Source organism: Micromonospora sp. NBC_00389 (assembly GCF_036059255.1).
GTDB lineage: Bacteria > Actinomycetota > Actinomycetes > Mycobacteriales > Micromonosporaceae > Micromonospora.
Genome location: NZ_CP107947.1, coordinates 1,801,299 through 1,827,822 on the forward strand (window position 1 = coordinate 1,801,299; position 26,524 = coordinate 1,827,822).

Sequence of the window (26,524 nt, forward strand, 5' to 3'; positions counted from 1 at the left end):
CATGCCGGCTTAACCAGCTGCTAAAAGTCGGCGAAGAGGTACGGCACCCGGCGGGGGAAGATGCCGCGCAGCTCCGCGGCGGCGTCCACCGGCACCTCGCCCAGCCCGCGCAACGGCAGCTCGGCGGGATCCAGCACCCCGTACGCCAGGGCGGAGAGGCCGGCGGCGGTCAGCGTGGCGGTCGGCGCCGACCCGCCCGCGCCACCGATCAGCTCCAGCGACCCGGTCGTGCCGTCCAGCAGGTGGCTGCCGGCCAGCCACCGGTCACCGGTCAGCTCGATCCGGACCCGGCCCGGCCCGGCGGGCAGCCCGCTCAGCGCGTCCAGCGACAGGAGCCGGGCCATCGGGGCGGACGAGCCCGGTCGGGCCGCCCGCGCCTCGACGTGCACGGCCAGGTCGGTGAGCCACAGCTCCGGCAGCTCGTCGGGCGGGACCTGGACGGAGATCCGCTCGACCTGGTCGACGTGTCGAGCGAAGAACTGCAGCAGCAGGGCACGGGCGAGCGGGTCGGCGTACAGCAGCTCGTTGCCGATCAGCGTGCCGCCGTGGTCGTCGATCCGGTACGTGACCGCGCCGGTGACCGCGCCGTCCACCCGGGCGGTGAGCAGCCAGTACTCGTCCCGGTCGCGCAACCCGACGGCCCGGTAGTCGGGGAAGACCGAGAAGCCGTGGCGTTGTTGGAGGCAGAGCTCGGTGAACGCGTGCCATGCGGGGTAACCGGCGCGGATCCGCTCCCAGGTCACCTCGCCGGGCAGTTCGGCGCGGACCAGTGGCCCCAGGTCGGCGGGATTGAAGGTGACCGTGCGCGGCTTGGGCAGCCCGACGTAGCCGAACCGGGCGTAGAAGCTGGGCCGGAACGGGTAGAGCGCGCTGAGCGGGTGCCCCTCGTCGCGCATCTCGTCCAGGAGTTGGTGCAGCAGCGTCCGGACATGTCCCTGCCGGCGGGCCAGCGGATGGGTGGCCACGCCGGCGACGCCGGCCATCGGCAGCACCACTCCACGCAGGTTCTGCCGCATCGGGATGGCCGAGGCGGCGGCCAGCGTGCTGCCGCCCTCCTCGACGATCAGCGTCCGGTTGCCCGACTGATAGGGCAGGTAGTCGCGGAACTCCTCGGTGCGGGCCGCACCGAGCGGCGATGACTCGAAGGCGTACGCGGCCAGCGGGAAGCTGGTGGTCAGGCGTTCATCGGCGGTCACCCGGTGCATGGTCATCAGCCCATCCCAACCGGCGCCACCACCGGCCGCAACCGGATTGCGCGAACCCGTCAGCGGGCCATGACGTCGGAGACGACGACGGTGACGTTGTCCGGCGCGCCAGCGTGGTGGGCGAGCTTCACCAACTGCTCGCCGCACTGCTGGCGGTCGGCGTACATGCCCAGCGTCGCCGCGATGGCCTCGTCCTCGACGTAGTCGGAAAGGCCGTCGCTGCACAGCAGCAGCCGGTCGCCGGGCACGACGGTGAGCACGCCGACCGCCGGTGGGGTGTCGGCGCCCTGCACGGCCCGGGTCACCAGGGACCGCTGCGGGTGGTGCCGGGCCTGCTCGGGAGAGAGCGTGCCCTGGTCGACGAGCGCCTGGACGAACGTGTCATCCCTGGTGAGCTGGGTGAGCTCCCCGTCGCGCAGCAGGTAGCAGCGGGAGTCGCCGACCTGGGCCAGCACCAGCGTCTCCGCGGCCAGCAGCGCCGCGGTGAGCGTGGTGCCCATCCCCTCGCGGGCCGGGTCGACGGTGATGGCGGCGTGGATGCGCTGGTTGGCGGTGCTGACCACGGCGCGTAGGGCGTCGGCGGCTGCGTCGGGTTCGGTCGGCGGGGCCAACTCGTCCAGGATCCGGATCACGATCTCGCTCGCCACCTCACCCGCGGGTAGCCCGCCCATGCCGTCCGCGACGGCGATCAGGCGGTCACCGGCGAGGGCGGAGTCCTCGTTGTTGGTCCGGATCAGTCCGATGTCGTTGAGGATGACCGAGCGGAGGATGAGCGTCATGGGGTCAAGTTTGCCAAGAACACCCCACCGCCGTCTCTACGCACTACTACGTAGGGTTGAGAAATGATGCCGGTGTCCATGGTCGGACGCGCCGGCGAGCTCGCCGAGCTCGACCGGGCCTGGTCCGCCGTGGCGGCCGTCGGCCGGCCGTCGGCGGCCGTCGCGGTGATCACCGGCGCAGCGGGGGTGGGTAAGAGTCTGCTGGTCACTGCCGCTGTGGACGCCTTCACGCCGCGTCCCGCGGTGGTTCTCTCCGGCGCCGCCCGGGTGCACGGTCCCGCCCCGTACGACTGGCTGGCCGCTGTGCTGACCGGGCGGGACACCAGCCGGCTCGCCCTGCCGCCGGACGCGCTGGCCTGGTTGGCCCAGCAGCCCACCGCGCCCCGCGAGCGGTACGCGCCGGGCACCCTGCTCCGCCTCGCCGTGCGGACCGTCCAGTTGCTGATCGGTGCCGGCCCGGCCGTGCTGGTGGTGGAGGACCTGCACGCGCTCGACCCGGCCAGCGTAAATCTGATCGGCGAGCTGGCCACCGTTGCCGACCTGCCAGCCCTGCTGGTGGTGGCCAGTAGGCCGCCGGCCGACGCGGTGGCACCGGAGCTCACGAGCCGCGCGCTGGCCCGGCTCTGCGGGGTCCGCGGTGCCGTCCGCCAGCACCTCGGCCCGCTGCGCCCGGCCGAGGTCGCCGAGGTGCTGACCCAGGTGTACGCCGGCAGCAACCCGTCCGGTCGGCTGGTCGCCTCGGTCTGGCGGTGTACCGGCGGCAACCCGTACGCCCTGATCGAGCTGTTGGCCGCGCACGGCGGGGAAGGGCCGGAAGCGTTGTTCCGGCGGTTGCCCGGACCGCGTTCACCGGCGGCACCGGTCGCTCCGGTGTCGGAGGTCGTCCCATCGGTCGACCCGGAGCTGACCGGTCGGGAGGTCGAGGTGCTCGGCTGCCTGGTCGCCGGGATGTCCAACAAGCAGGTCGCGAAGGCGCTCGGCATCTCAGTGCGGACGGTGACCGTGCACGTGTCCAACCTGCTGCGCAAGACCGGCTCGGCATCGCGGACCGAGGTGGCGCTCTGGGCGGTCCGGCACCGGCTGCCGGGGCCGGCCCCGGTGGACCGCTGAGTCACCCTCGGCCGGGCCATGGCGGCCCCGGGGACGCGGTTCAGCGGCGTGGGTAGCGCAGTAGCAGGCTGGCGGCGACCTCCTCGTCGCCCACCGCCGTGTAGCTGTGCGGCACGTCGGAGACCCAACGAAGGTGACCGCCGGCCGGGGCGGTCAACGGCGCGTCGGCCGGGCCGGCACGCAGCACTCCGGCGAAGACGGTGATGTGCTCGGTGACCCCGGGGTGGTGGGCGGGGGAGAGCTGCCCTGGCCCGGGCGCGACCCGGATCCGGTACAGCTCGTAGGTCGCGTCGGCGTCGGTGAACACCTCCAGCAGGGTGGCGCTGACGGCGCTGCCGTGCATGGTGGGCGCGGCGGCCGGCTCGGCCAGTACGGCGGTCAGCGGCACGCCGAGCTGCGCGGTGACCGCCCAGAGCGTCTCCAGGGTCGGGTTGCGGGTGCCGTGCTCCAAGCCGGAGAGCGTTGCCTTACCGACGCCGGCGAGCCGGGCCAGTGTGGACAGCGAGATCCCCCGCTCCTCGCGCAGGGCGCGGACCCGGCGGCCCACGACGGCGGGATCCACGTCGAGGCCGGGACGGCGGGTTGGTGGTGGGTGCGGCATCCAGCTATCGTGCTACACGCTGTCGTTCCGTAAACGGAACAGTCGGGGGGATCGGATGGCTGGACGGGTGCAACCGGTGCTGGCTGGCGCGGTGACCGCGCTGGTCGGCTTCGCCAGCTCGTTCACCGTCGTGTTGGCCGGGCTCCGGGCGGCCGGCGCGTCCGACGCGCAGGCCGCCTCCGGGCTGTTGGCGCTCTGCGTGGCGTGCGGCCTGGCCGCCGCCTGGCTGGGCTGGCGGCACCGGGTGCCGATGAGCGTGGCCTGGTCCACGCCGGGCGCGGCGCTGCTGGTGGCGACGGGGCCGCCGCCGGGCGGGTGGCCGGTCGCGGTGGGCGCGTTTCTCGTCTCCGGGCTGCTGATCGTGGCGGCCGGGTTGTTCCCGCCGCTCGGCCGGGCGGTGGCCGCCATCCCGAAGCCGGTGGCCGGCGCGATGCTCGCCGGGGTGCTGCTACCGCTGTGCACCGCGCCGGTCCGCGCGCTGGTCGAGTTGCCTATGGTGGCCGGCCCGGTGGTGGTCGGCTGGCTGCTGCTGCACCGGTTCGCCCGCCGCTGGGCGGTGCCCGGCGCGCTGCTGGTGGCGGTGGCGGCGATCGCGCTGACCGCACCGCCGGCCGGTCTGACCGGTGCCGCGCTGACCCCGTCGGTCACCCTGACCGCGCCGGCCTGGAACGCGTCCGCGCTGGTCGGGCTCGCCCTTCCGCTGTTCCTGGTCACCATGGCCGCGCAGAACGTACCCGGGATGGCGGTGCTGGTCGGCTACGGCTACCGCCCGCCCTTCGGTGCCGCGCTGCGGGCCACCGGCCTGGCCAGCCTGCTGGCCGCACCGGCCGGCGGGCATGCCGTGAACCTCGCGGCGATCACCGCCGCGCTGGCCGCCGGCCCCGACGCCCACCCGGACCCGGAGCGCCGGTGGGTCGCCTCGGTCACCGCCGGCGTCGGCCTGGCCCTGCTCGGGCTGGGCGCCGGCGTGGCCACCGCGCTGGTCGCGGTCGCCCCGCCGATCCTCATCGAGGCGGTCGCCGGGCTGGCGCTACTGGGGGCGCTCGCCACCGCGCTCGCCTCGGCGGTGGCCGATCCAGACGCCCGGGAGGCCGCCGTGGTCACCTTCGTGGTGACCGCCTCGGGGGTGACGCTGATCGGTGTGGGCGGCGCATTCTGGGGGTTGGTCGCCGGCTGCGTGATGCTGCTGCTCTTCCGCCGTCGCCCACCCGCCGCAGAGAGATCTACTCGGGCCAGGACGGCCGTGGATCACTCCTCGGGCGGCAGGTCGGCCACGCCCACGGCGAGGAGGACCCGGCCGTCGGCCACCGACCCGATCCGGTCGGCCGGTACGTAGACCGCCCCGGTGCGGGTCAGCTCGGTGGAGACCTTCAGATAGCCGCTGTGCAGCAGCCGCGCCGCCAGATCGGCCGGAACACCCGGCTCCTCGACCGCGGTCGCCTCGATCAGCTCGTCGAGGCTGCTGCCCGGGTCGGCGGTCGGCGCCTGCACGGTCACCGCGTACGGGTCACCTCGCTGGACGAGGTCCACGGTCCCGACCTCGGTGCCGGCGGCGTCGATCACCGGCATCCCGGTGGTGATCCGCGAGATGGTCGCCTGCTGCTTGTCCTGCTGGTCCATCCCACCGCGGTTCCCGGGGCGGTACGCCGCTAAACGCCGTCGCCAACCCGCCCCACGCTCAGCCAGTCCGGCGGCGGCAGCGCACGGGGGCGATGGGCCCGGAGAGCGTGATGACTCTGAGGCATATGCCTCAGAGTCATCACCGTCGAAAGCAGTACCGCCTCCAGGGCCCGGGAGTGACGGTGGCGGGCGACCGACCGCGACGCCAGAGGGCGCACCGCACCCGGCGGCCCGTCCAGACCGTCCGCCCACTCAGCTGTTCGGGAGGGTCCAGCCGCCGGGCGGGCGCGGGGAGAGCTCGCGCCAGGCGTCCGGGCCGTCGAGCAGGGCCCGGACCGTCTCCTCGGCCTCGTCCGCACTGCCGTACTCGTAGAACCGGGAGATGCCCTCGGCGCCGCCGGCCCGCTGCTCGACGTGCCACCGGTCGGCGTCCACCCGGAGGAACACGTCCCGCCGGGCCAACCGCCCCCATTTCCCGTTCCACCAGTGCTTCCGCTGCTCCATGGGCGGACTCTATCGAACACACGTACGAGAAGGTGCGGCCCCTGCGGGAATCCCGCAGGGGCCGATGCGCATCCGTCGGTCAGCGCGGCGCCGGCGGCTCGGTGCGGCGACCCAGCACGTCGTCCAGCGCTCCGCGCTGCTGGCCCGGAGTGGCGTGGCCGGCGGAGACCAGCGCGTCCCGGATCTCGGTCAGCAGCTTGACCTCCTCGCTCGGCGCCGCCGGCGGCGGCTCCTCGCCCCGCCTGCGCCGCTCGGCCAGCTTGTTCATCGGGAACACCACGAGGAAGTAGAGCGCGGCCGCGGTGAGCAGGAAGGTGATCAACGCGTTGAGGAAGCTGATCCAGTCGAATTCGACACCACGGATCGTCCAGGCGGCTCCTGCGAGACCGTTGTCCTTGCCGGTGATCAGCAGCACGAGGAGCGTGATCAGCGGCTTGAGGAACGCGTTGGTCAGCGACGTGACCACCGCTGTGAACGCGGCGCCGATGACGACACCGACCGCCAGATCGACGACGTTGCCGCGCATGATGAAGTCTTTGAAGCCCTTGAACATCCGTACTCCCGACGTGTCCGGTTTTCCGTCGGGGACAACCTATGCCCCGGGAGTGGGCTCCAGAAAAGCGCCGGCTTCGATCGCCGCCAGCGCCGGGTCGCCGGCCCGGATCGCCTCGACCAGCCGGGTGTGGTCGACGTAGCGCTCGGGTGTGAGCACGTCCCCCATCGCCTGCGCGACGGTGCTGCGCAGGGCGGCACCGACCGAGGCGTACAGCTCGGCGAGCATGGGGTTGTGCGCGGCGGCGACCACCGCGGTGTGCAGCGCCGCGTCCGCCTCGACGAACGCGTCCACCCGGCCGCCGCGCCAGGCCGCCTCGCGCTCGGCGAGCGCGCCGTCGAGCGCTGCCAGGTCGATCGGGGTACGCCGCAGCGCGGCGAGCCGGGCGGCCTCCACCTCGAAGGCGCGCCGCACCTCGATGACCTCGGTCATCCGGTCGTCGCCGAGTTGGCGGGCCACCACCGGCGCCAGTTCGTCGGTGGACACCACATACGTGCCGGAACCCTGCCGGCACTCCAGCACACCGGCGTGCACCAGGGCGCGGACCGCCTCACGGACCGTGTTGCGCCCGACGCCCAGCGCGGAAACCAGCTGTGGCTCGGTGGGGATGCGCCCGCCGACCGGCCACTCGCCGCCCAGGATCCGGGCACGGAGCTGCTCGATGGTCTGCCGGACGCGGTGGCCGCGGGGCGGCACCGGCGGCGCGGAGGGGGAATCGACCAACGGTGGCACTGGTTACATCACCGGTCCCAAATTCATCCCATGATTGTAGGTTAGAGGTCATGACCCCGCCACCGACCGCCGCTCCGGCGCCTCCCGCCCCCGTCGCTCCCGGCCCGGCGCACGACCCCGGTGCGGGCCGTCGGACCCACCCGGCGACCGGCGGTGCGCTCGTGCTGGTCGGGATGCTGCTGGTCGCGCTCAACCTGCGCGCCGCGGTCACCAGCCTCGGCGCCCTGCTCGACGAGATCCGCGACGGGTTGGGGCTCTCCGGGACCACCGCCGGCCTGGTCACCACCCTGCCGACCATCGCGTTCGCCGGCCTCGGCGCGCTCACCCCGTGGCTGGTCCGCCGGGTGGCGCCGGCCCGGGTGCTGGTGATCGCCATGCTCGCCCTCGCCGTCGGTCAGGTGCTCCGGGTCACCACCGACTCGACCTGGGTCTTCCTGCTCACCAGCGCGCTGGCACTGGCCGGCATCGCGGTGGCGAACATCCTGCTGCCGATGCTGGTCAAGCAGCACTTCCCGCACCGCACCGGCCTGGTCACCGGGGCGTACACGATGGCGTTGACCGTGGGCACGACGGTGGCCGCGGCCTCGGCGGTGCCGATCGCGCACGCCTTCGGGTCCTGGCGGGCCGGGCTCGGCGTCTGGGCCGGGCTGGCCGCGGTGGCCGTACTCCCGTGGGTGCCGCTGGCGCTGCGGGCCAGGGCGGCCGCGCGGCGGGCGACCCCGACGGCGGCCGTCGCCACACCGACGCGGGTCCGGCCGGCGCGGACCCGGCTGGGCTGGGCGATGGCCATCTACTTCGGCGCCCAGTCGCTCAGCGGGTACGCGATCATGGGCTGGCTGGCCCAGCTGTTCCGGGACGCCGGCTACCAGCCGGAGTCGGCCGGGCTGCTGCTCGCCGGGGTGACCGCGCTCGGCGTGCCGATCGCGCTGGTGATGCCCACCCTGGCCGGCCGGCTGGCCACCCTGCGCCCGCTGGTGCTCGGGCTGACCGCCGCGTCGACGTTGGCCTACCTGGGGTTGGCACTCGCTCCGCAGGGCGCTGCGCTGCTCTGGGTGGCCCTGCTGGCCATCGGCCAGGGCGCGTTCCCGATGATCCTGACCACCATCGGTCTACGCGCCCGCACCGCCGAGGGGACCGTCGCGCTCTCCGCGTTCGCACAGAGCACCGGGTACGTGATCGCCGCCCTCGGCCCACTGATGGTCGGCATCCTCTACGAGGTCACCGGCGGCTGGACCGCGCCGATCGGGTTCCTGCTGGCCGCGCTCGCCGTGCAGACGGCGGCGGGCCTGGCGATCGCCCGTCCCCGCTACGTCGAGGACGAGTGACGAGCGGCAGCGGTTAGGAGGAGGTCGGCGTCGGGTCGCCGGCGACGGCCTGCTCCACCGTCGGATAGGTGTGCAGCACCTCGACCAGGCCGCTCACCTCGAGGATGCGCAGCACCCCTCGCTGCGGTGCGGCCAGCCGCACCACGCCGCCAGCCTCGTCGCAGCTGTTCTTGGCGCGGACGAAGACCGACAGACCGGTCGAGTCGCAGAACGAGACATCCGCCAGGTCGAACACCAGCCGGTTGCGGCCCTTGTCGAGCAGATCGGTGATCTGGTCCTGCAACTGCGGTGCGGTCGCCATGTCCAGCTCGCCCGCGACCGACACGACGACCACGTCGTCGCGCTGTTCCGTGTGCACCGTCAAGGACATTTGCAGACCTCCTGTTATCGGGGGAACGGTATCCCACGGACGGGGTCCGACACAGATCGGGAGCCGTGATCCGGTGGTCGTCATCATTCCGTTGCTACGTGGCAAGTAGTTGATCGGTTTCCGGTGATAGAGTCCGGCCCGTTCCAGGTCGAGGGGGGTTTCGCAATGGCGTTGAGCGCCGAGGAAAGTGATCGACTCGCCGCGTTGCTGGGTGGGCACGCCGAACGGGTCACGCAGCGGTGGACCGAGATCGTCGCCGGTTCGTTGCGCGGCCGGCTGAGCCAGGCGGAGCTGCGCCGACAGGTTCATGACCTGCACCACGCCATCGTCAGCACCGGCGAGCAGGGCGTCATCGACCTGTCCGCCGAGAACGCCGCCGAACTGCGCGCCACGCTCTCCGAGCTGTCCCGTGGCCGGGCACGGCAGGGCTTCTCCGCCACCGAGACCGCGATCAGCATCTTCGCGCTCAAGGACGTGCTGGCCGACCTGGTGCAGGAGGCCGGCGGCGACAAGGCCCTGCACGACTACGTCGCCTTCTCCAGGCTGGTCGACGAGCTGGGCCTGTTCACCTTCGAGAGCTTCGTACGCACCCGGGAGAGCCTGATCGCCGACCAGGCCGAGCAGCTGCTCGAGCTCTCCACGCCGGTAGTCAAGCTCTGGGAGGGCGTGGTCGCCGTCCCGCTGGTCGGCACCCTGGACTCGGCCCGGGCCCAGGTGGTGATGGAGCGGCTGCTGCAGACCCTGGTCGACACCAGCTCCCCGTACGCGATCATCGACATCACCGGCGTCCCGGCGGTGGACACCCAGGTCGCCCAGCACATCCTGAAGACCGTGGTGGCCGCCCGGCTGATGGGCGCCGACTGCATCATCTCCGGCATCCGCCCGCAGATCGCGCAGACCATCGTCGCGCTCGGCATCGAGTTCGGTGACATCGCCACCAAGGCGAGCCTCGCCGACGCACTGCGCCACGTGCTGCGGCTGACCGGTGTGGAGAACTCCCGCCGACAGTCACGCCGGGACGCCTGATGGAACGGGTGCCGATCCTCAAGATCGGTGACATCCTGCTCGTCTCCATCCAGCTCGACATGTCCGACCAGACCGCGGTCGCGCTCCAGGAGGACCTCGCCGAGCGGATCGTGGCCACCGGCTGCCACGGCGTCATCATCGACATCACCGCGCTGGACATCGTCGACTCCTTCGTCGGGCGGATGCTCTCCACCATCGCGTCGATCTCCAAGGTGCTCGACGCGGAGACGGTGGTGGTCGGGATGCGCCCCGCCGTCGCCATCACCCTGGTCGAACTGGGGCTGTCGCTGAACGGCATCCGTACCGCTCTGAACGTCGAGCGCGGCATGGAGCTGATCGCGGCGGCGCGTCCAGACGAGCTCGATGACCAGCTCGCCGACGATCCGGACGCCGAGACGGCCACGCTGTGACCATGGGTATCGACCTGGGCCACCCGCAGGCGCAGTCGATCCGGAGTGACGAGGACGTGGTGCGCGTCCGGCAGCTGGTCCGTGCCGTGGCGGTGGCCGTCAAGCTCTCCCTGGTCGACCAGACCAAGGTGGTCACCGCGGCGAGCGAGCTGGCCCGCAACACCCTGGTGTACGGCGGCGGCGGCACGGTGGAGGTGACCACCGTGGACAACGGGCGACGCCGGGGCGTCCAGATCGTCTTCACCGACTCCGGGCCCGGCATCGCCGATCTCGACATGGCCTTCACGGACGGCTACACCACGGGCGGCGGCCTCGGGCTCGGGCTCAGCGGCGCCCGGCGACTTGTCGACGAATTCCAGATCGAAACGTCCGCGGAGACCGGCACCCGCATCGCGGTCACCAAGTGGTCCCGGTGAACGGGGACGCGGTCACCGACAGCGGCATCTGGTTCCGGGTGGAGGCCAGCAGCGCGGCCAGCGCCGTCCGGCGTGCCGCCGAGCGCCTCGGTGAGCAGGTGGAGCTGGGCCAGCCGCGCATCGCCGACCTGGCCATCGTCGCCGCCGAGCTGACCAGCAACCTGGTCAAGCACGCCGACGAAGGCGCTCTGCTCCTGCGGCCGGTACGCCGCGCCGGGGAAGCAGGCGTGGAACTGGTGGCCATCGACGCCGGGCCCGGCATGGCCGACCTGACAGCCTCGTCCCAGGACGGGCACTCCACCACCGGCACGCTCGGCATCGGTCTGGGCGCCATCGTCCGGCAGGCCAACTGGTTCGACGCGTACTCGCTGCCCGGCCGGGGCACCGTCCTCGCCGTGCAGGTCTGGCAGGCCGAGCCGGCCCGACCGTCCTGGGCCGGCGCCCTCACCCGGCCGTTGACCGGTGAGACGGTCAGCGGCGACGGATACGCCGTCCGGATCGCGGATGGGCGGCACCAGGTGCTGGTCAGCGACGGCCTGGGGCACGGCCCGCTGGCCGCCGCGGCCACCCAGGCTGCGCTGGCCGCGTTCCGTGACGCCCCGGCCGGCCCACCGGCAACGGTGGTCAGTCACCTGCACCGGACCATGTCGCACACCCGCGGCGCGGCGCTGGCGGTCGCCGAGCTGGTGCCGGAGGACGGCGTGCTGCACTACGCCGGGCTGGGCAACATCGCCGGCGTGGTCGTCGAGGGCGACGGCAAGCGCCGAGGGCTGGTGTCGCTGCCCGGCATCGCCGGGCACCAGCGGCCGACGGTCCGGGGATACGACTACCCGTTCGGTCCGGGCGCCCGGCTCGTCATGCACAGCGACGGAGTGGTCGACCGCTGGCGGTTGACCGACTACCCGGGCCTCGCGGAACGGTCCCCGCTGGTGATGGCGGCGACCCTGCTGCGCGACGCCGGAGTACGGCGCGACGACGCCTGCGTGCTGGTCGCGAGGTCCTGGGCATGACCGGGGAGCCGGCCGCGCTGCCGCTGCTGCAGATGGCGCTGCGAGTCGAACAGGACATCTTCGTGATCCGCCAGCGGGGCCGCGAGGTGGCCGCGGTGGTCGGCCTGGAACACCAGGACCAGATCCGGATCGCCACCGCGCTCAGCGAGGTGGCCCGGGACCTGCTGCGGACGGTGGGGGGCGCGGAGGTCTCCTTCCACATCGATGCGGGCACCGACGGCCGGTTCCACCTCCGCGCCGACTTGGCCCCGATGGCCCCGCTGCCGGACGGCCGGTACGAGCCGCAGTCCGGCGCGGTGTCCCGACTGGTCGACACACTGGGCGTGTCGACCGTCGCGGGGGTTACGGTCGTGAGGATGTCCCGACGAGTCCCGGCCAACGCGCCGACGCCCACCCCGGAGCGGCTCGCCGAGTTCCGTGCCGAACTCGGCCGTACCGCGCCGGCCAGCGCCCTGGACGAGCTGACCGTCCAGAACGGGCAGCTCATCGCGGCGCTCGACGAGGTACGCAGCCAACGCGACGACCTGGCCGTGCTGAACGACGAGCTGGCCGAGACCAACCGCGGCGTGCTGGCGCTCTACAACCAGCTCACCGAGGAGCTGGAGGAGACCAACCGGGGTGTGGTCGCCCTCTACGCCGAGCTGGACGAGAAGTCGGCCCAACTGCGGGCGGCAAGCGAGTCCAAGAGCCGGTTCCTGGCCAACGTGAGCCATGAGCTGCGCGCCCCGGTCACCGCGATCATCGGGTTGGGGCGGCTGCTCTCCGACTCCGCCTCCGACCCGCTCACCGCCGAGCAGGCCCGCCAGGTCGATCTGATCCGGTCCTCGGCGGCCGACCTGCTCGGGCTGGTCAACGAACTGCTGGACCTGGCCAAGGCGGAGTCCGGCCGGATCGAGCCGGACTGGGCGGAGGTGGACCTGCGCCCGATCTTCGGTCAACTGCGCGGCACGCTGCGCGCGCTGGCCACCCGCCCCGAGGTGGAGCTGGTGGTGGAGGAGCCGCCCGCGCGCGCCGTGTTGCGGACCGACGAGGTGCTGCTCGGCCAGGTGCTGCGCAACCTGCTGCACAACGGGCTGAAGTTCACCGAGAGCGGCGAGGTGCGGCTGCGGGCCGTGCAACGCGATGACCGGTGGATCATCTCGGTCAGCGACACCGGCCCAGGCATCGCCCCCGAGCTGCACGAACGGATCTTCGAGGAGTTCTACCAGGTGCCCGGGGCGACCCGGGTCGGCGGCACCGGCCTCGGCCTGCCGTACGCCCGGCGGCTGGTGACGCTGCTCGGTGGAACGCTGGAGCTGACCAGCGAGCCGGGCCGGGGCAGCACGTTCACGGTCTCCCTGCCCGTGGGCGGAGCGTGACGGTGGACGGCGGGCCGGCGACCATCCTGGTGGTCGATGACAGTCGTACCAAGCGCTACCTGCTGGTCAGCTGGCTGACCCGGGCCGGGTTCACCGTGCTCGAGGCGGAGAACGGCGCAGAGGCGCTGGCCCGGGTCGAGGTGGACCGGATCGACCTGGTGGTGCTCGACGTCCGGCTGCCCGACCTGAGCGGGTACGAGGTCTGCGAACGGGTCAAGGCTGCGCACCCGGCGATGCCGGTGATCCACGTGTCGGCGCACGCTGTGGACGTGGCCGACCGCGCCCAGGGGCTGACCCGGGGCGCGGACGCCTACCTGACCGAGCCGATCGAGCCCGAAGAGCTGATCGCCACCACCCGGGCGGTGCTGCGCTACTACCAGGCCCGGCAGCGTGCCGAGCTGCTTGCCGAGCGGCTGCTCGTGCTGGCCGACACGACGGTGGCGGTGTACGCCGCGCCGACCTTCGCCCGGCTGCTGGAGGCCGCCGCCGAGGGCGCCGCGCAGATCTTCAAGAGCCCGGTGGCGGTGGTCGCCGAGACGTTCGACGGCGACTGCCTGGCCGGGATCGCCGCTGGGCCTGGTACCAGGGCCACGCTGGTGCCGTGGGTCGTCGACGACAGCGGGGTGCCGACCGGCGCGACGGTCCGGGTGGAGGACCCGGCGAACTGGGGGCTGATCGAGTGGCCGGCGGGCTCGGTGACGGTGGCCGCAGCCCGGCTGCGGGAGGACAGGGCCCCGTTGTACGTGGTGGTCCCGACCGCCACCCAGACCGCCCGGACACCGGTGCTGGTGCAGCTCGCCCAGGCGGTGGCGGCGGCGGTGGAGGCGCAGCGCTCGTTCGACGAGGAGCACCGGATCGCGGTCACCCTCCAGCGCAGCCTGCTTCCGCGCCGGCTGCCCGACGTGGCCGGGCTGGACCTCGCGGTGCGCTACGAGCCGGCCAGCGCACAGACCGAGGTGGGCGGCGACTTCTACGAGCTGGTCATGCTCGACGGGCACCTGCTGCTGGCGATCGGCGACGTCGCCGGCCACTCGCTGCACGCGGCGACGGTGATGGCCGAGCTGCGGCACGCGGTGCGGGCGTACGCGGTCGAGGGGCACCAGCCCGGCGAGATCCTGCACCGGGTCAACGAGCTGATGCGGACCCTGCTGCCGGCCGAGATCGCCACACTCTGCGTGCTGCTGCTGCACCCGCCTACCGGGCGGGTCCGGCTGGCCAGCGCCGGTCACCTGCCGCCGGTGCTCAGCCTGGACGGCAAGGTGGAGTTCGTTCAGCATCTGGCACCGCTGCTTGGTGTCCGTGCACCCCGCCCGGCCGACCTGGAGTTCGTGCTGCCGGCCGGCGCCACGCTGGTGTTCTACACCGACGGGCTGATCGAGCGCCGGGACGCCACCATCGACGAGGGGCTGGCCGCGCTCGCCGCGCTGTCCGGCACCGTGGACGAGGACCTGGACCAGTTCTGCGCCCGACTGCTGGTGGAGCTGGCCCCACCGGAGATCCAGGACGACGTCGCCGTGGTCGTGCTGCGTCGCCGCTGAGCCGGCGCCGAAGCTGCTCGTCGCGGTGCGGGCCCGCCAGTCCCGGCCTCAGTGGACCGATCGGGCGTACGCGGCGGGCGACACGCCCGCGACGGCGGTGAAGTCGCGGACCAGGTGGGCCTGGTCGCTGTAGCCGAGGTCGGCGGCGAGGCCCGCCCAGTTCAGCGGCCCGCCGGCGGCCTGCTCGACGGCCTCCTGGAGCCGGTAGCGGCGGATCACCCACTTCGGGCCGACCCCCACGTACTCCGTGAAGAGCCGCTGCAACCGGCGGACCGGGACGTCGTGCCGCGCGGCGAAGTCGTCGACCCGCAGGACTGCCCGGTCCGTCCGGATCGCCTCGGCCAGCCGGACGGCCTCCTCGGCCGCCGGGTCCGGCTCGGGCGCCCACGTGGTGAGCAGGGCGTCCAGCGCGCGGCGGCGATCGTCGTCGGTGACCGCGCACACCCGACCGTCGGGCAGCGCCAACCGGCCGGTGGGCAACGGCAGCCGGCGGCCGGTCAACTCGGCGACCGGTCGACGCCAGAACGGGTGGAAGCCGCCCGGGCGGAACTGGATCCCGCAGACCCGGCCGGTGCCGACCAGCGTGGTCCGGAAGAGGTGGCGGCCCACCCCGGCCACCTCGCCGGTCTCCGGCCCGTCACCGTTGCCGTCGCGTCGGAAGACCACGTTCACCGCCGGGTGCGGCACGACCCGCTGCTCGAACGGTGCGCTCAACGCCCAGTCGATCAGCCAGTAGTGCTCGACCCAGGCGCGCAGCGACTCCGCCGGCAGGTGCCGGCGGAAGTGGACCTCGCGCAGCAACCGGCCCGGGTCGAGAATTCCCCGGCTGTCGCCACGCGGTCGCTGTCGCATTTTTTCAAGACCACCCTCATACGCTGGCCCTATGACCACACAGACTAGCGATCTGCTGGCGGCAGCCGCGCCGCGAACCGTCGACGTGGTGCGCGGCATCGCCGACGACCAGCTCGACCTGCCCACACCGTGCCGCGACTACACGGTCCGCGACCTGCTCAACCACCTGTTCGAGGTGGTGGTGAACTTCCAGGACCTGGCCGAGAAGCGGGACGTGGAGTGGTCCGACAAGCCCGACCACCTGGCCGACGGCTGGCGGGACCGGTTCGAGACGGAGACCGGCCGGCTGATCGCCGCCTGGGCGGACCCATCCACCCTGGAGGGTGTGTCGCCGGGCATGGGCATGCCGCAGACCGTCATCGGCGGCATGGCGCTGCTGGATCTGACCGTGCACGGCTGGGATCTCGCCGTCGCCACCGACCAGCCGTACCAGCCGGCTCCGGAAGCCGTGGCCGAGCTGCACGGGCTGGTCGAACAGTTGGCGCCGACCGCCCGCAAGATGGGCGTCTTCGCCGACCCGGCCCCGACCCCGACCACCCAGGACCCTCGGGACCTGCACCATCTCCTGGCCCACACCGGCCGCAACTCGACCTGGCCTTCCACCCCGTGACCCATTCTCTGGCGGTCAGCAGGGTGTGATGGCCCCCGGGGACCGGGCCAGAGCGCATCTTGACGCGTTTGTCGACATTGGTCCGCGATTAGCAGCCTTGACTGACAACCGTCGATGGGATAGATTCCCATGATCGCTCGGGATAGAGGTCTCAATTGCGGGGGTAAGGTGCGATGAAGAAGCGGGCTTTCTTGCTTGCGGCGGTCGCCACGGCATCGGTTCTCGTAGGCGTGTCAGGGGCCGCCCAGGCCGCACCGACCGGTTGTTCGGCGACCGCCGTCGGTTACGGCTCCGGCGCATACTGCAGCGGCGGCACCGGAGAGTTCCGGGCAAAGACGCGGTGTGACAAGCCGTGGGCCCCGGACTACGACCGTTACGGCGCCTGGATGGGCGTGGGGACCTGGTCGTCTTTCGCCAAGTGCGACAACGGGCACGTCGCTTTCAATGCGACGTGGCAGACGCGATAGTCCGATCCTCGGATGCCGGGCGTCGGACGCTACCTGTCCGACGCCCGTGCGCATTGGCAATAATGCCCGCGTCCTGCAATCAGCAGTGAATGCTGGCTGCAATTGAGGATTCACCGATCTCTGGAATCCGTGCTGCTAGCGCAATGAAACCGGACAGGAAAACGACGACCGACGGTCAGTTCGGTGCGTGGAACAGGCCGGCGGACCAGGCGATCAGCAGACCGACGGCGGCGGAGCAGCAGCAGACGAGCAGGGCACCGACCACCACCGCGAGGATCATCCAGGCGGACGCGCGCCTGGCCGCTCCCGGCGGCGCATCGGTCTCCGACCCGTCCCGGTCCTCGTCGGTGTCATGCACCGGGCGGGTCGTCGATGGAGATCTGCGATGCCGGGGCGCCGCTCTGCGATGATCCGGCCACTCGTGCTCAGTACACCCGCCTCGTGCAGACGCCGTCGGTCGAGCGGGCCCTGGAGGTACCGCTGGAGCAGTTGGCCTGGCTCGGTGCCGGCGCGTTGGCGGCGGTGCTGGTGACGGTCGGTGTCGGCCTGCTCTTCCTGCAGGTCAGTACGGCGGTGGAGGAGCTGCGCCCGGCCTGAGTCGATGTAACGCCGTTGATGGCGGTGCCGCTATCTGCACCGGAGACCCGGACCATCGGGTCCCCGGCGCCGGACCGGATGGTTCCCGGCGCGGTGATGGCGGGAGCTCGCTAGATGCACAACCAACCGGGCGGTGCTCCGCCGGTGTTCGTCGACGCGACGGGGCGCCGTCGTCGGCTGACCGTCATCGCCGGAACCGCGATGGGTCTCGGCCTGCTCACCAGCCTCGGGCTGATCGCCGCCGGGCTCTTCCTGGACACCTCGGTGCCGCTGCCGGGCTGGTCCGACGACCCTCGGGTGCCCCCGGTGGAGGCCGGCGTGGACGGGATCAACCAGTCACGGTTGGCCGACACGCCGTCGCCCTCGTCCTCCCCGGCGACCAGCACGTCTGTGCCACTGCCCAGCCCAGCCCCGACCACCGGCGCCCGGCGCTCCGGCCCGCCTACCACGGCCACCGTGGCGCCGTCCGCCACGGAGCAGCCGGGCCGGGGCGACCAGCACCGCAACACCGCGAAGCCGAGCAGGTCACCCGGTAAGCCGCAGTGATGACGGCGCGACACGTGGCCCGGCGCGATCCGCGGGCGCACTGGCTCCTGCTCCTCCTCGGGCTGCTCCTGCTGCTCGCGGCGCTCACCGTCAACGGCCTGGTGACCGGCATGGCCGGTGGCTCCGGCATCCCCGCGGCCGACAGTCCCGACGCTGGCGTACCGGCCCAGGTCGGCTCGGGCGGCCCGGTGCTGCGGCTGGATCGGGCCGAGCCGGTCAGCCGGGCCGTGCCGGACCGGACCATCGCGCTGACCTTCGACGACGGACCGGATCCGCGCTGGACCCCGCAGGTGCTCGACGTGCTGCGTCGGCATGGCGCGCACGCCACCTTCTTCGTGGTCGGGGCCCGGGTCAACGAACACCCGGAGCTGGTCCGGCGGATCCTCGCCGAGGGCCACGAGATCGGGTCGCACACCTTCACCCACGCCGATATCGCCGCCGTACCGCCGTGGCGGCGTGACCTCGAACTCTCGCTGACCCGCAAGGCGATCGCCGCGGCCACCGGCCAGGAGGTCACCCTGCTCCGGCCACCGTTCTCCTCGGTGCCGACGGCGCTGACCGGACCCGAGTACGCCGCGCTGCGCGCCGCCGCCGGGGCCGGGCACGTCGCGGTGCTCGCCGACCGGGACACCAGGGACTGGCAGCGCCCCGGCGTCGACAAGATCGTGCAGGCGGCCACCCCGACGCAAGGGCGGGGCGCCGTGGTGCTGATGCACGACGGCGGCGGTGACCGGGCGCAGACGGTGGCCGCGCTGGACCGGCTGCTGCCCGCCCTGACCGGTCAGGGCTACCGGTTCACCACCGTCTCCAGCGGCATCGACGCCTCGCCGTCGATGGTCCCGGCGGGCGTTGGCACCCGGTTGAGCGGCGCCGCGCTGCGCTGGACCCAGACCGGCGCACGCTGGTCGGCCGGGGCGATGAACCTGCTGCTCGCCGTCGCCCTCGTGCTCGGCGTGGTGCGTCTGGCGGTGCAGGTGTTCTGTGCCCACCGGCACGTGCGCCGGGTCCGCCGGCCCCGGCGGGACGGGCCCGAGGTACGCGCCCCGGTGTCGGTGATCGTGCCGGCGTACAACGAGGCGGCGAACATCGCGGCCACGGTCCGTTCCCTGGTGGCCAGCGCATATCCGGCGCTGGAAGTGATCGTGGTGGACGACGGGTCGGACGACGGCACCGCCGACATCGTGGAGCGGATGCGGCTACGCGGGGTACGCGTGATCCGGCAGGCCAACGCCGGTAAGCCGGCGGCGCTGAACACCGGCATCCGGGCCGCTCGGGCGAACCTGCTGGTGCTGGTGGACGGGGACACCGTGTTCCAGCCGGACACCGTGCACCGGCTGGTGCAGGGCTTCGCCGACCCGTCAGTCGGCGCGATCAGCGGTAATACCAAGGTCGCCAACCGACGCCGACTGCTCGGCCGGTGGCAGCACCTGGAGTACGTGATCGGCTTCAACCTCGACCGGCGGATGTATGACGTACTGGAGTGCATGCCAACCATCCCCGGCGCGATCGGCGCGTTCCGCCGCGAGGTGCTTCTGCGGGTGGGCGGGGTGCCGGCGGACACGCTGGCCGAGGACACCGACCTGACCATGAAGGTGCTCAGGGCCGGGTGGCGGGTGGTCTACGAGGAGTCGGCCATCGCCTGGACCGAGGCCCCCTCGTCGCTGCGTCAGCTCTGGCGGCAGCGCTACCGCTGGTGCTACGGCACCATGCAGGCGATGTGGAAGCACCGGCACGCGCTGCGCGAGTCAGGTGCAGGCGGGAAGCTCGGCCGGCGTGGGCTGCCGTACCTCACGGTGTTCCAGATCGTGCTGCCGCTGGCCGCGCCGGCGGTCGACGTGTTCGCCGTCTACGGTCTGCTGTTCCTGCCCTGGTCGACCCTCGCCATCGCCTGGGCCGGGCTGCTGCTACTCCAGGCGGCCACCGCCGGCTACGCGCTGCACCTCGACGGGGAGCGGTACGGGCCACTGTGGGCGCTGCCGTTCCAGCAGCTGGTCTACCGGCAGCTGATGTACCTGGTGGTGGTGCAGTCGGTGGTCACCGCGCTGATCGGCAAGCGGCTGCGCTGGCAGCGGATGGTGCGTACCGGCGAGGCCGCCGCCCTGGTCGGCGCCGGCCGCGGCTGACTGGGCCGCTCAGGCGGCACCGGCTGACTGGGCCGCTCAGGTGGGACCGGCGGGTCGGGGACGCACGGCGATCGGTCAGGTCAGGGGGTGGAAGAGGCCGGCGGACCAGGAGATCAGCAGGCCGACGGCGGCGGAGCAGCAGCACACGAGCAGGGCGGCGGCCACCACCGCGAGGATCATCCAGGCGGATGCGCGCCGGGCCGCGGTCGGTGCCGCTTCGGGCGTCAAGCCGTCCTCGTCGTCGCCGGTCAACGCCGCCCCCCGATCACTCCGGAAGTCTAGGCGGCACCGCCGCCCGGCCGACCGTCATTCGCTGCGCGGAGCTGCCCGGCGACCGGGCAATGTCCTGGAAGTAGTGGCCTCGACGGGAAGCCAAGGCCACTACTTCCAGGTTGTAGCGCGATCATCCCGGTGGGCACCGGGAGGCTCGACCGTCAGGCGCGGTTGAGGCGGTCCACGATCCAGGCGTTGATGAACGCCTCCTCGCGCCAGGCGTCGTAGCGACCGCTCGGACCGCCGTGACCGGCGCCCATCTCCGTCTTGAGCAGGTAGTCGCCGGTCGGGGCGACCGCCCGCAGCCGGGCGATCCACTTCGCCGGCTCCGAGTAGAGCACCCGGGTGTCGTTGAGGCTGGTCACGGCGAGGATCGCCGGGTAGTCCACCGACGCCACGTTCTCGTACGGCGTGTAGGACTTCATGTACGCGTACACCTCGGGGTCCTCCAGCGGGTTGCCCCACTCCTCCCACTCGGTGACGGTCAGCGGCAGCGACGGGTCGAGGATCGAGGTGAGCGCGTCCACGAACGGCACCTGCGCGACGATCCCGCTGAACGCGTCCGGGGCGAGGTTGGCCACCGCGCCCATCAGCAGGCCACCGGCCGAGGCGCCCCGGGCGACCAGTCGGTCGCTGGCCGTCCAACCGGCCTTGACCAGGTGCCGGGCGCAGGAGACGAAGTCGGTGAAGGTGTTCTTCTTGGCCAGCATCTTGCCCTGGTCGTACCAGCGCCGGCCCAGCTCACCGCCGCCTCGGATGTGCGCCACCGCGAAGACCACGCCCCGGTCCAGCAGGGACAGCCGGGCCACTGAGAACCACGGGTCCATGCTGGCCTCGTACGAGCCGTAGCCGTACAGCTCGCAGGGGGCCGAGCCGTCCCGGGGAGTGCCGACCCGGCAGACCAGCGAGATCGGCACCCGGGTGCCGTCATCGGCGAGTGCCCAGTCGCGGTGCTGCTCGTACTCGGCCGGGTCGTACGGCCGCCCGTCCGGCCCGGGCAGCACCGGCTTCTGCTTGCGCAGCACCATCTGCCGGGTGACCAGGTCGTAGTCGTACACCGAGTCGGGGGTGACCAGCGAGGAGTAGCGCAGCCGGACCTGCCCGGTGCGGTACTCCGGGTTGGCGTCCAGCCCGACGCTGTACAGCGGCTCGGGGAAGTCGATGTCGTACTCGTCGCCGCCGCCGATCGGCAGCACCCGCAGCCCGGTGAGCCCGTCGGTGCGCAGCGACACCACCAGGTGGTTCGCGAAGGCGTCCACCGCCTCCAGGCGGGTGCCGGGGCTGTGCTCGATCAGCGGCACCCAGTCGCCCGGCGTGTCGGCCGAGGTGAACGCCAGCGCGAAGTCCTCCGCGCCGTCGTTGTGCAGGATCAGGAAGCGGTGGCCGTGGTGCTCCACCGTGTACTCGACGCCCTGCCGCCGAGGCGCGATCACGGCCGGCGCGCCGGTCGGGTTGCCGGCCGTGACCACCAGCACCTCGCTGGTGACCTTGCTGTGGATGTCGATCAGGATGAACTTCTCCGACCGGGTCAGCTCCACGCCCACCCAGAACCGCTCGTCGTCCTCCTGGTGGACCACCACGTCATCGGCCGCGGCCGAGCCGACGGTGTGCCGCCAGACCCGGTTCGGCCGCCAGGCGTCGTCGACCGTCACGTAGAACAGCACCGAGGCGTCGGCCGACCAGGCGGTGCCGTAGAAGGTGTCCGGCACCTCGTCCGGCAGCAACTCGCCGGTGGTCAGGTCCTTCACCCGCAGGGTGAACCGCTCGTCGCCGGAGAAGTCGGTGGAGTAGGCCAGCCAACGCCCGTCGGGGCTGACGTCGAAGGCACCCAGCGAGAAGAAGTCGTGCCCCTCGGCCAGCAGGTTGCCGTCGAGCAGCACCTCCTCGCCGTCCAGCGGGGCGCCGTCCGCGCTGAGCGGCGGGTCGGTCTCGGAGTCGCGGACCGCGCGCCGGCAGTGCACCCCGTACTGCTGCCCCTCCACCGTCCGGGTGTAGTACCAGTGCCCGCCCTTGCGGGTCGGCACGGACAGGTCGGTCTCCCGGGTGCGCCGGCGGGTCTCCTCGAACAGGTCCGCGCGCAACTCGGCCAGGTGCGCTGTGCGCTCCTCGGTGTACGCGTTCTCCGCGGTCAGGTAGGCGATCGTCTCCGGGTCGTCCTTGGCGGCGAGCCAGGCGTACTCGTCGACGACGGTGTCGCCGTGGTGGGTGCGCTCGGTGGGCACCCGCTTCGCCGCGGGCGGGGCAGTCTCGGTGGTCACGGCGGCCACGTTACCGGCCGGCCCGCTCCGCGCGCCGGACCAGCGGCATCCCGATAGTCGCCACCACGCCATTCGAACACATGTACGATGACCGGCATGGCGGCAGCAGCGAGTTCCCTCGGCCGGTCCGGAGCCCTCGAGATCACCCGGCGGTTGACGGCGATCTGCGGTCCGCCGTTCGCCCGGCTCGCCGGGCCGGCCGACGAGGTGGCCGGGCGGCCGGCCCGCTGGGTGGCGGTGCCGGGTGGTCCGCACGCCGCGGCCGAGGTGCTGCGGCTGGCCGCCGCGCACGACCTGGCGGTGGTCCCGCGCGGTGCCGGCACGAAGATCGACTGGGGTGCCACCCCCGTGCAGGTCGACATCATGCTCGATACCGGTCGGCTGGCCGGCATCGGTCACGAGCCGGTCGGCGCGCCGGTGGCCGAGGTGGGCGCCGGCACCCCGCTGCGAGCGGTGCAGGCCACGCTGGAGCGCACCGGGCAGCGGCTGGCCATGGACGCCCCGTCGCCGGGCGCGACCCTGGGCGGGGTGCTCGCCGCCGGTGAGGCGGGCCCTCTGCGGCACCGCCACGGCAGCCCGTGCGACCAGCTCCTCGGCGTCCGCTACCTGGGCGCCGACGGCGAGCTGGTCAGCGCCGGCGGCGGCGCGCCCGGGCTCGACCTGGCGCGGCTGCTCTGCGGCTCGCAGGGCGCGCTCGGTGTGCTGGTCTCGGCGAGCATGCGGGTGCAGTCGGTGCCGGCCAGTCGGCTCTGGGTGTCCCGGCCGGTGTGGACGCCGCTGGAGGTGCACGACCTGGTCCGGGCGATCCTCGCTGCCCGGCTGGAGCCGGCGGCCATCGAGCTCGATCTGCCGGCCGGAGCGCCCCGGCCCCGCTCGCCGTACCCGTCCGGCCACCCGGCCGCCACCGCCCGGGAGCGCCACCCCTCGATGTCCGGGCGGGCCAGCGCCCCGTCCCGGGCGGGCAGCCTGGTGGTGCTGCTGGAGGGCGGTCCGGCCGACGTCACGGAGCGGGCCGAGCGCCTGGTCGGCATGCTGCACGGGGAGGCCACCGTCACGCACTCCGCGCCGCCGTGGTGGCGCCGCTACCCGTTCGCACCCGGCGACACGGCGCTACGCCTGGAGGTGCCGATCAGCGACCTGCACGCCGCTGTCTACGCGCTGCGCGACGCGGCCGGCACCCCGGTGCCGGTGCGGGGTTCCGCCGGGCTGGGCGTGGTGCACGCGGCGCTGCCCGGCGCACTGCCCCCCGACCGGGTGGCATCCATCCTGGCCGCCGTCCGGGGGGTCCTGCTGGCCCGGCAGGGCCGCTGCGTGGTGGTCTCCGCCCCCGCGCCGGTGCGGCAGGCCGTTGACCTCTGGGGTGAGCTGGCCGGCCTGGCCCGGCTGCGGTCCGCCAAGGAGCACCTCGACCCGGAGCATCGACTCGCCCCCGGCCGCCTCCCCGGCGGCCTGTGACGGGGCTCCGCCACCGCCACCGCTACCGGTGCTCGGTCAGTCCAGCCACCACCGGTGCATGTCCAGCAGCGGCGGGGTGAACCGGGCCACCAGCACCAGCAACGTGACAGCCGCACCGGCCAGCAGCAGCGTCCGGGTCACCCGGGGCAGGGCGTCCCGTTCCCGCGCGGCGACGGCCACCGCGACGATTGCCAGCGGCAGCCCAAGCACTGCGCCCACCAGGTAGAGCATCCCCACCACGGCGTAGAGCCAGAGGAACGGGTTCGCACCGTGCATCCCGAACGGGATCAGCTCCTTGGGGTCGTACGCGCCGGTCAGCATCTCGGCCGGGCCGACGCCGGCGGCTGCCATCCGGCCCAGGTAAAGAAGCAGCACCGTGAGGAACGCTCCGACGGTCGCCAACTGCCCGGCGATCAGCGCCCGGACCGCTGGCCGGGAGTACGGCGTGGCCTGCGCGACACTGGACATGACCGTCAATCTACCGAGCCGACCGGGACCCGGTGCGACGAGCGGCGGTCAGCGCGCGTCGTTGCGCAGGACCAGGATGGCGATGTCGTCCCGGGGCGGCTCGACCGAGAAGTTGATCGCGGCGGCGCGCAGCCGGGCCGCCACCACGTCGGCCGAGTACCCGCCCAGTGGCGCCGCCGCGTCACGCAGCCGGTCGGTGCCGAACAGCTCCCGGCCGCGCCGCCGCTCGGTCACCCCGTCGGTGTAGAAGATCAGGGAGTCACCCGGGGCGAGCGTGATCTCCGCCGTCGGCGAGGTGATCGTGTCGAGCAGGCCCAGCGCGGTGCCTCCGGTGCCGACGAACCCGGCGCCACCCGCAGCGGCCAGCAGCACCGGCCGGTCATGCCCGGCAAGGTGCAGCGAAACGTCCAGCTGGTCGCCGTCGCCCTGGGCGACCGCCGCCAGTGCCAGGGTGCAGTACCGGCCGCCGCCCCGCTCGACCAGCGTCTCGTTGAGCCGGGCCAGCGCCTCCGGCAGCGGCTTGCCGTCACCGACCAGCACCCGGATGACGTCCCGGACCAGCCCGGTGACCGCGGCTGCCTGGACGCCCTTGCCCGAGACGTCCCCGATCACCACCAGCCAGCGCCCGTCGGGCAGCGGCAGCACGTCGTAGAAGTCGCCGCCCACCTCGGCGTCGTCGCCGGTGGGGACGTACTCGGCGGCGAAGCCGATCCCGTCCACCAGTGGCAGCACCGGCGGCAGCAGGGACTGCTGGAGCGTCTGTGCCACCCGGCGACGCTCGGCGTGGATGCGGGCGTTCTCGATGGCCAGAGCGGCCCGTCGGGCCACGTCCTCCAGCACGGCCACCTCGTCCGGGTCGTGCCGGTGTCGCTGGTGCCGCCCCACGGCCAGGGTGCCGAGCCGCTGCCCGCGTGCGATCAACGGGACCGCGAAGCCCTCCATCGGCCCGCCGAGCGGAATCTGCGCCGCGCTGCGGGATGCCTCACGCAGCCGGGCCTGGATCGAGTCCGGGCCGGTCTCGGCCAGCACCTTGTGCAACTGCGGCAGCACCGACTCGTCGGCGTGGCTGGCCGCCGCCAACCGGAGCCGGCCCCACTCGTCGGTGGTGTGCACCGCGCACCACTGGCCGAGACGGGGCACTACCAGGTGCGGGATCAGCGCCATGGTCAGCTCGACGTCCAGTGACTGGGCCAGCAGTTCGCTCGCCTCGGCCAGGAAGGTCAGCCACGCCTGCCGGCGGACGTCGGCCCGGCGTAGCCGGTCGTTCTCCAGGTGCAGCGACAGCCGCTCGGCGGTGAGCACCGCCAGCGGCCGGGCGTACGCCGAGGGTGCGGCGTCCAGCTCCAGCTCCCCGGCGTACGGGCGGTGCACCGTGAGCGGCACCCGGAGCAGTTCACTGTCGTCGCGGGGTTGTCGGCCGAAGCGGGCCAGCACCTGGCGACCCTGCCCGTCGCCCCGGTCCAGACGGATCATGCCGCCGGCCGCGCCCACCATCTCGGCGACCCGACTGAGCAGGCTGTTGGCGAAGTCGGGCAGCGGGTCGTCCGCGTAGATGTCGGGGGCGGTCTGCATGAGTTCGCTCATCGCGCCGGCGCTCGGCGCGGAGCCGTCGGTGGCGGCCCCCGGGCCGGAACTGGCCGGCATCGACTCGCCGCCCGCGCTGGCCCCGGCCGGCGGGTCGGCGCCGGGGCGGTTCAGCCGGAACCAGACGCCCTTCCCGGTGGGCAGGTACGTGGTGCCCCAGCGGCTGGCGAAGTGGTCGACCAGCAGCAGGCCCCGACCCCGCTCGGAGACCTCGTTGATCTCGGTGGCGTCGTTGCGGGTGCCGACGGTCAGCTCGTCGCCCGTACCGGGCGCGAAGTCGGAGACGGTCACGGACAGCCCGATCTCGTCCGCGACGACCTCGATGTCCAGTTCGGTGCCGGCGTGCTCGACGGCGTTGGTGGTCAGCTCCGTGGTGAGCAGCAGCGCCTCGTTGGCCAGCTCGTCCAGGGCCGCCTCGGTCAGCACCGAGCGGACCACCGCTCGGGCAGCGGCCGGCGTACGACGGTCAGCGGGCAGGCGGACACGCCGGACCGCCCCGTTCCGGGCCCCGGCCGTCGCGGGCCCCGCCTCGGCTGACACCCCCGTATCCTCCACCGTCCCACCGCCGGGTGCCAAGCCGATCGACCATCGCGTGGGCCAGGTCGCCAGCCGGTCCCGTTCCGCTCTCCGCCCGGCTGCGACCATCCGCCCGCCGTGGCGGGGTCCCGGCACCCGGGCGAGGTGTCCGACCGGACGCGCCCGCTCGGCCCACATAGAGCGGATCGGGTGGCCCA

28 protein-coding genes are annotated in these 26,524 nt (G+C 73.0%); 14 read left to right on the top strand and 14 right to left on the bottom strand.

Going from position 1 to position 26,524, the window contains the following annotated elements; genetic code table 11:
- Positions 1–20: 20 nt before the first annotated feature.
- Positions 21–1,211: a GNAT family N-acetyltransferase gene (locus OG470_RS08605; protein WP_328422462.1), complete on the bottom strand. Its 1,191-nt coding sequence runs from the start codon at positions 1,209–1,211 to the stop codon at positions 21–23.
- A gap of 53 nt (positions 1,212–1,264) precedes the next feature.
- The gene (locus OG470_RS08610; protein ID WP_328422464.1) at positions 1,265–1,984 is read right to left on the bottom strand and encodes a PP2C family protein-serine/threonine phosphatase; all 720 of its coding nucleotides are present in this window, start codon (positions 1,982–1,984) and stop codon (positions 1,265–1,267) included.
- Positions 1,985–2,047: 63 nt separating this feature from the next.
- Here OG470_RS08610 and OG470_RS08615 point away from each other — a divergent pair, with 63 nt between their 5' ends.
- The gene (locus tag OG470_RS08615; RefSeq protein ID WP_328422466.1) at positions 2,048–3,094 is read left to right on the top strand and encodes a LuxR C-terminal-related transcriptional regulator; all 1,047 of its coding nucleotides are present in this window, start codon (positions 2,048–2,050) and stop codon (positions 3,092–3,094) included.
- A 40-nt stretch (positions 3,095–3,134) separates the two neighbouring features.
- On the opposite strand, the gene OG470_RS08620 is transcribed toward OG470_RS08615, so the two are convergent.
- Positions 3,135–3,695, bottom strand: coding sequence for a helix-turn-helix domain-containing protein (locus OG470_RS08620; protein WP_328422469.1), 561 nt, complete (start codon positions 3,693–3,695; stop codon positions 3,135–3,137).
- Between the two features lie 55 nt (positions 3,696–3,750).
- Here OG470_RS08620 and OG470_RS08625 point away from each other — a divergent pair, with 55 nt between their 5' ends.
- Positions 3,751–5,031 (top strand): benzoate/H(+) symporter BenE family transporter, encoded by a 1,281-nt coding sequence (locus OG470_RS08625; protein ID WP_328422470.1) that lies wholly within the window; start codon positions 3,751–3,753, stop codon positions 5,029–5,031.
- Here OG470_RS08625 and OG470_RS08630 read toward each other — a convergent pair.
- The 4 genes from OG470_RS08630 to OG470_RS08645 all read right to left on the bottom strand — a co-directional run bounded on the left by OG470_RS08630 (position 4,944) and on the right by OG470_RS08645 (position 7,104).
- Positions 4,944–5,315 (bottom strand): hypothetical protein, encoded by a 372-nt coding sequence (locus OG470_RS08630; protein WP_328422471.1) that lies wholly within the window; start codon positions 5,313–5,315, stop codon positions 4,944–4,946. The two genes, OG470_RS08625 and OG470_RS08630, sit on opposite strands and share 88 nt — an antisense overlap.
- Positions 5,316–5,567: 252 nt before the next feature.
- Complete coding sequence (locus OG470_RS08635; protein ID WP_328422473.1) at positions 5,568–5,819, bottom strand: hypothetical protein; 252 nt, start codon at positions 5,817–5,819, stop codon at positions 5,568–5,570.
- Between the two features lie 79 nt (positions 5,820–5,898).
- The gene (mscL, locus tag OG470_RS08640; RefSeq protein ID WP_328422475.1) at positions 5,899–6,372 is read right to left on the bottom strand and encodes a large conductance mechanosensitive channel protein MscL; all 474 of its coding nucleotides are present in this window, start codon (positions 6,370–6,372) and stop codon (positions 5,899–5,901) included.
- A gap of 39 nt (positions 6,373–6,411) precedes the next feature.
- Complete coding sequence (locus OG470_RS08645) at positions 6,412–7,104, bottom strand: FadR/GntR family transcriptional regulator (protein ID WP_406077667.1); 693 nt, start codon at positions 7,102–7,104, stop codon at positions 6,412–6,414.
- Between the two features lie 50 nt (positions 7,105–7,154).
- Between OG470_RS08645 and OG470_RS08650 the strand changes: the two genes are divergently transcribed.
- Positions 7,155–8,429, top strand: coding sequence for an MFS transporter (locus OG470_RS08650; protein WP_328422479.1), 1,275 nt, complete (start codon positions 7,155–7,157; stop codon positions 8,427–8,429).
- A 13-nt stretch (positions 8,430–8,442) separates the two neighbouring features.
- Here OG470_RS08650 and OG470_RS08655 read toward each other — a convergent pair whose 3' ends face one another.
- On the bottom strand, positions 8,443–8,799 hold the full coding sequence (locus OG470_RS08655) for an STAS domain-containing protein (RefSeq protein WP_328422481.1): 357 nt from the start codon (positions 8,797–8,799) through the stop codon (positions 8,443–8,445).
- A gap of 165 nt (positions 8,800–8,964) precedes the next feature.
- Here OG470_RS08655 and OG470_RS08660 point away from each other — a divergent pair, with 165 nt between their 5' ends.
- The 6 genes from OG470_RS08660 to OG470_RS08685 are packed head-to-tail and all read left to right on the top strand — an operon-like array spanning position 8,965 to position 14,557.
- Positions 8,965–9,825, top strand: coding sequence for an STAS domain-containing protein (locus OG470_RS08660; RefSeq protein ID WP_328422483.1), 861 nt, complete (start codon positions 8,965–8,967; stop codon positions 9,823–9,825).
- Positions 9,825–10,235: an STAS domain-containing protein gene (locus OG470_RS08665; protein ID WP_328422485.1), complete on the top strand. Its 411-nt coding sequence runs from the start codon at positions 9,825–9,827 to the stop codon at positions 10,233–10,235. The genes OG470_RS08660 and OG470_RS08665 overlap by 1 nt, the downstream gene beginning before the upstream one ends.
- Positions 10,232–10,651, top strand: coding sequence for an ATP-binding protein (locus tag OG470_RS08670; protein ID WP_328422487.1), 420 nt, complete (start codon positions 10,232–10,234; stop codon positions 10,649–10,651). The genes OG470_RS08665 and OG470_RS08670 overlap by 4 nt, the downstream gene beginning before the upstream one ends.
- Positions 10,648–11,661, top strand: a complete 1,014-nt coding sequence (locus OG470_RS08675; protein WP_328422489.1) for a SpoIIE family protein phosphatase — start codon at positions 10,648–10,650, stop codon at positions 11,659–11,661. Before OG470_RS08670 ends, OG470_RS08675 begins: the two co-directional genes overlap by 4 nt.
- Positions 11,658–13,019, top strand: coding sequence for a sensor histidine kinase (locus OG470_RS08680; protein ID WP_328422491.1), 1,362 nt, complete (start codon positions 11,658–11,660; stop codon positions 13,017–13,019). The genes OG470_RS08675 and OG470_RS08680 overlap by 4 nt, the downstream gene beginning before the upstream one ends.
- A gap of 2 nt (positions 13,020–13,021) precedes the next feature.
- Positions 13,022–14,557, top strand: a complete 1,536-nt coding sequence (locus tag OG470_RS08685) for a SpoIIE family protein phosphatase (protein ID WP_328422493.1) — start codon at positions 13,022–13,024, stop codon at positions 14,555–14,557.
- A 48-nt stretch (positions 14,558–14,605) separates the two neighbouring features.
- Here the strand turns inward: OG470_RS08685 and OG470_RS08690 are convergent, their stop codons facing one another.
- Positions 14,606–15,409, bottom strand: a complete 804-nt coding sequence (locus tag OG470_RS08690) for an AraC family transcriptional regulator (RefSeq protein WP_328422495.1) — start codon at positions 15,407–15,409, stop codon at positions 14,606–14,608.
- Between the two features lie 31 nt (positions 15,410–15,440).
- Here OG470_RS08690 and OG470_RS08695 point away from each other — a divergent pair, with 31 nt between their 5' ends.
- Positions 15,441–16,019, top strand: coding sequence for a TIGR03086 family metal-binding protein (locus tag OG470_RS08695; protein ID WP_328422497.1), 579 nt, complete (start codon positions 15,441–15,443; stop codon positions 16,017–16,019).
- Positions 16,020–16,661: 642 nt separating this feature from the next.
- On the opposite strand, the gene OG470_RS08700 is transcribed toward OG470_RS08695, so the two are convergent.
- Positions 16,662–16,844 (bottom strand): hypothetical protein, encoded by a 183-nt coding sequence (locus OG470_RS08700; RefSeq protein WP_328422499.1) that lies wholly within the window; start codon positions 16,842–16,844, stop codon positions 16,662–16,664.
- An 83-nt stretch (positions 16,845–16,927) separates the two neighbouring features.
- On the opposite strand from OG470_RS08700, the gene OG470_RS08705 reads away from it, so the two are divergent.
- The 3 genes from OG470_RS08705 to OG470_RS08715 all read left to right on the top strand — a co-directional run bounded on the left by OG470_RS08705 (position 16,928) and on the right by OG470_RS08715 (position 19,752).
- On the top strand, positions 16,928–17,083 hold the full coding sequence (locus OG470_RS08705; RefSeq protein WP_328422501.1) for a hypothetical protein: 156 nt from the start codon (positions 16,928–16,930) through the stop codon (positions 17,081–17,083).
- A 114-nt stretch (positions 17,084–17,197) separates the two neighbouring features.
- Positions 17,198–17,629: a hypothetical protein gene (locus tag OG470_RS08710; RefSeq protein WP_328422503.1), complete on the top strand. Its 432-nt coding sequence runs from the start codon at positions 17,198–17,200 to the stop codon at positions 17,627–17,629.
- Positions 17,629–19,752 (top strand): bifunctional polysaccharide deacetylase/glycosyltransferase family 2 protein, encoded by a 2,124-nt coding sequence (locus OG470_RS08715; protein WP_328422505.1) that lies wholly within the window; start codon positions 17,629–17,631, stop codon positions 19,750–19,752. Before OG470_RS08710 ends, OG470_RS08715 begins: the two co-directional genes overlap by 1 nt.
- Positions 19,753–19,827: 75 nt before the next feature.
- Here the strand turns inward: OG470_RS08715 and OG470_RS08720 are convergent, their stop codons facing one another.
- Together OG470_RS08720 and OG470_RS08725 are read right to left on the bottom strand one after the other, a co-directional pair.
- The gene (locus OG470_RS08720; RefSeq protein WP_328422507.1) at positions 19,828–19,980 is read right to left on the bottom strand and encodes a hypothetical protein; all 153 of its coding nucleotides are present in this window, start codon (positions 19,978–19,980) and stop codon (positions 19,828–19,830) included.
- 206 nt (positions 19,981–20,186) lie between these two features.
- Positions 20,187–22,283 (bottom strand): S9 family peptidase, encoded by a 2,097-nt coding sequence (locus tag OG470_RS08725; protein ID WP_328422509.1) that lies wholly within the window; start codon positions 22,281–22,283, stop codon positions 20,187–20,189.
- Positions 22,284–22,379: 96 nt separating this feature from the next.
- Between OG470_RS08725 and OG470_RS08730 the strand changes: the two genes are divergently transcribed.
- Positions 22,380–23,738, top strand: a complete 1,359-nt coding sequence (locus OG470_RS08730; RefSeq protein WP_328422511.1) for an FAD-binding oxidoreductase — start codon at positions 22,380–22,382, stop codon at positions 23,736–23,738.
- Between the two features lie 36 nt (positions 23,739–23,774).
- On the opposite strand, the gene OG470_RS08735 is transcribed toward OG470_RS08730, so the two are convergent.
- Both OG470_RS08735 and OG470_RS08740 read right to left on the bottom strand, forming a co-directional pair.
- Complete coding sequence (locus OG470_RS08735; RefSeq protein ID WP_328422513.1) at positions 23,775–24,206, bottom strand: hypothetical protein; 432 nt, start codon at positions 24,204–24,206, stop codon at positions 23,775–23,777.
- A 48-nt stretch (positions 24,207–24,254) separates the two neighbouring features.
- Positions 24,255–26,330: a SpoIIE family protein phosphatase gene (locus OG470_RS08740; RefSeq protein ID WP_328422514.1), complete on the bottom strand. Its 2,076-nt coding sequence runs from the start codon at positions 26,328–26,330 to the stop codon at positions 24,255–24,257.
- Positions 26,331–26,524 lie beyond the last annotated feature (194 nt).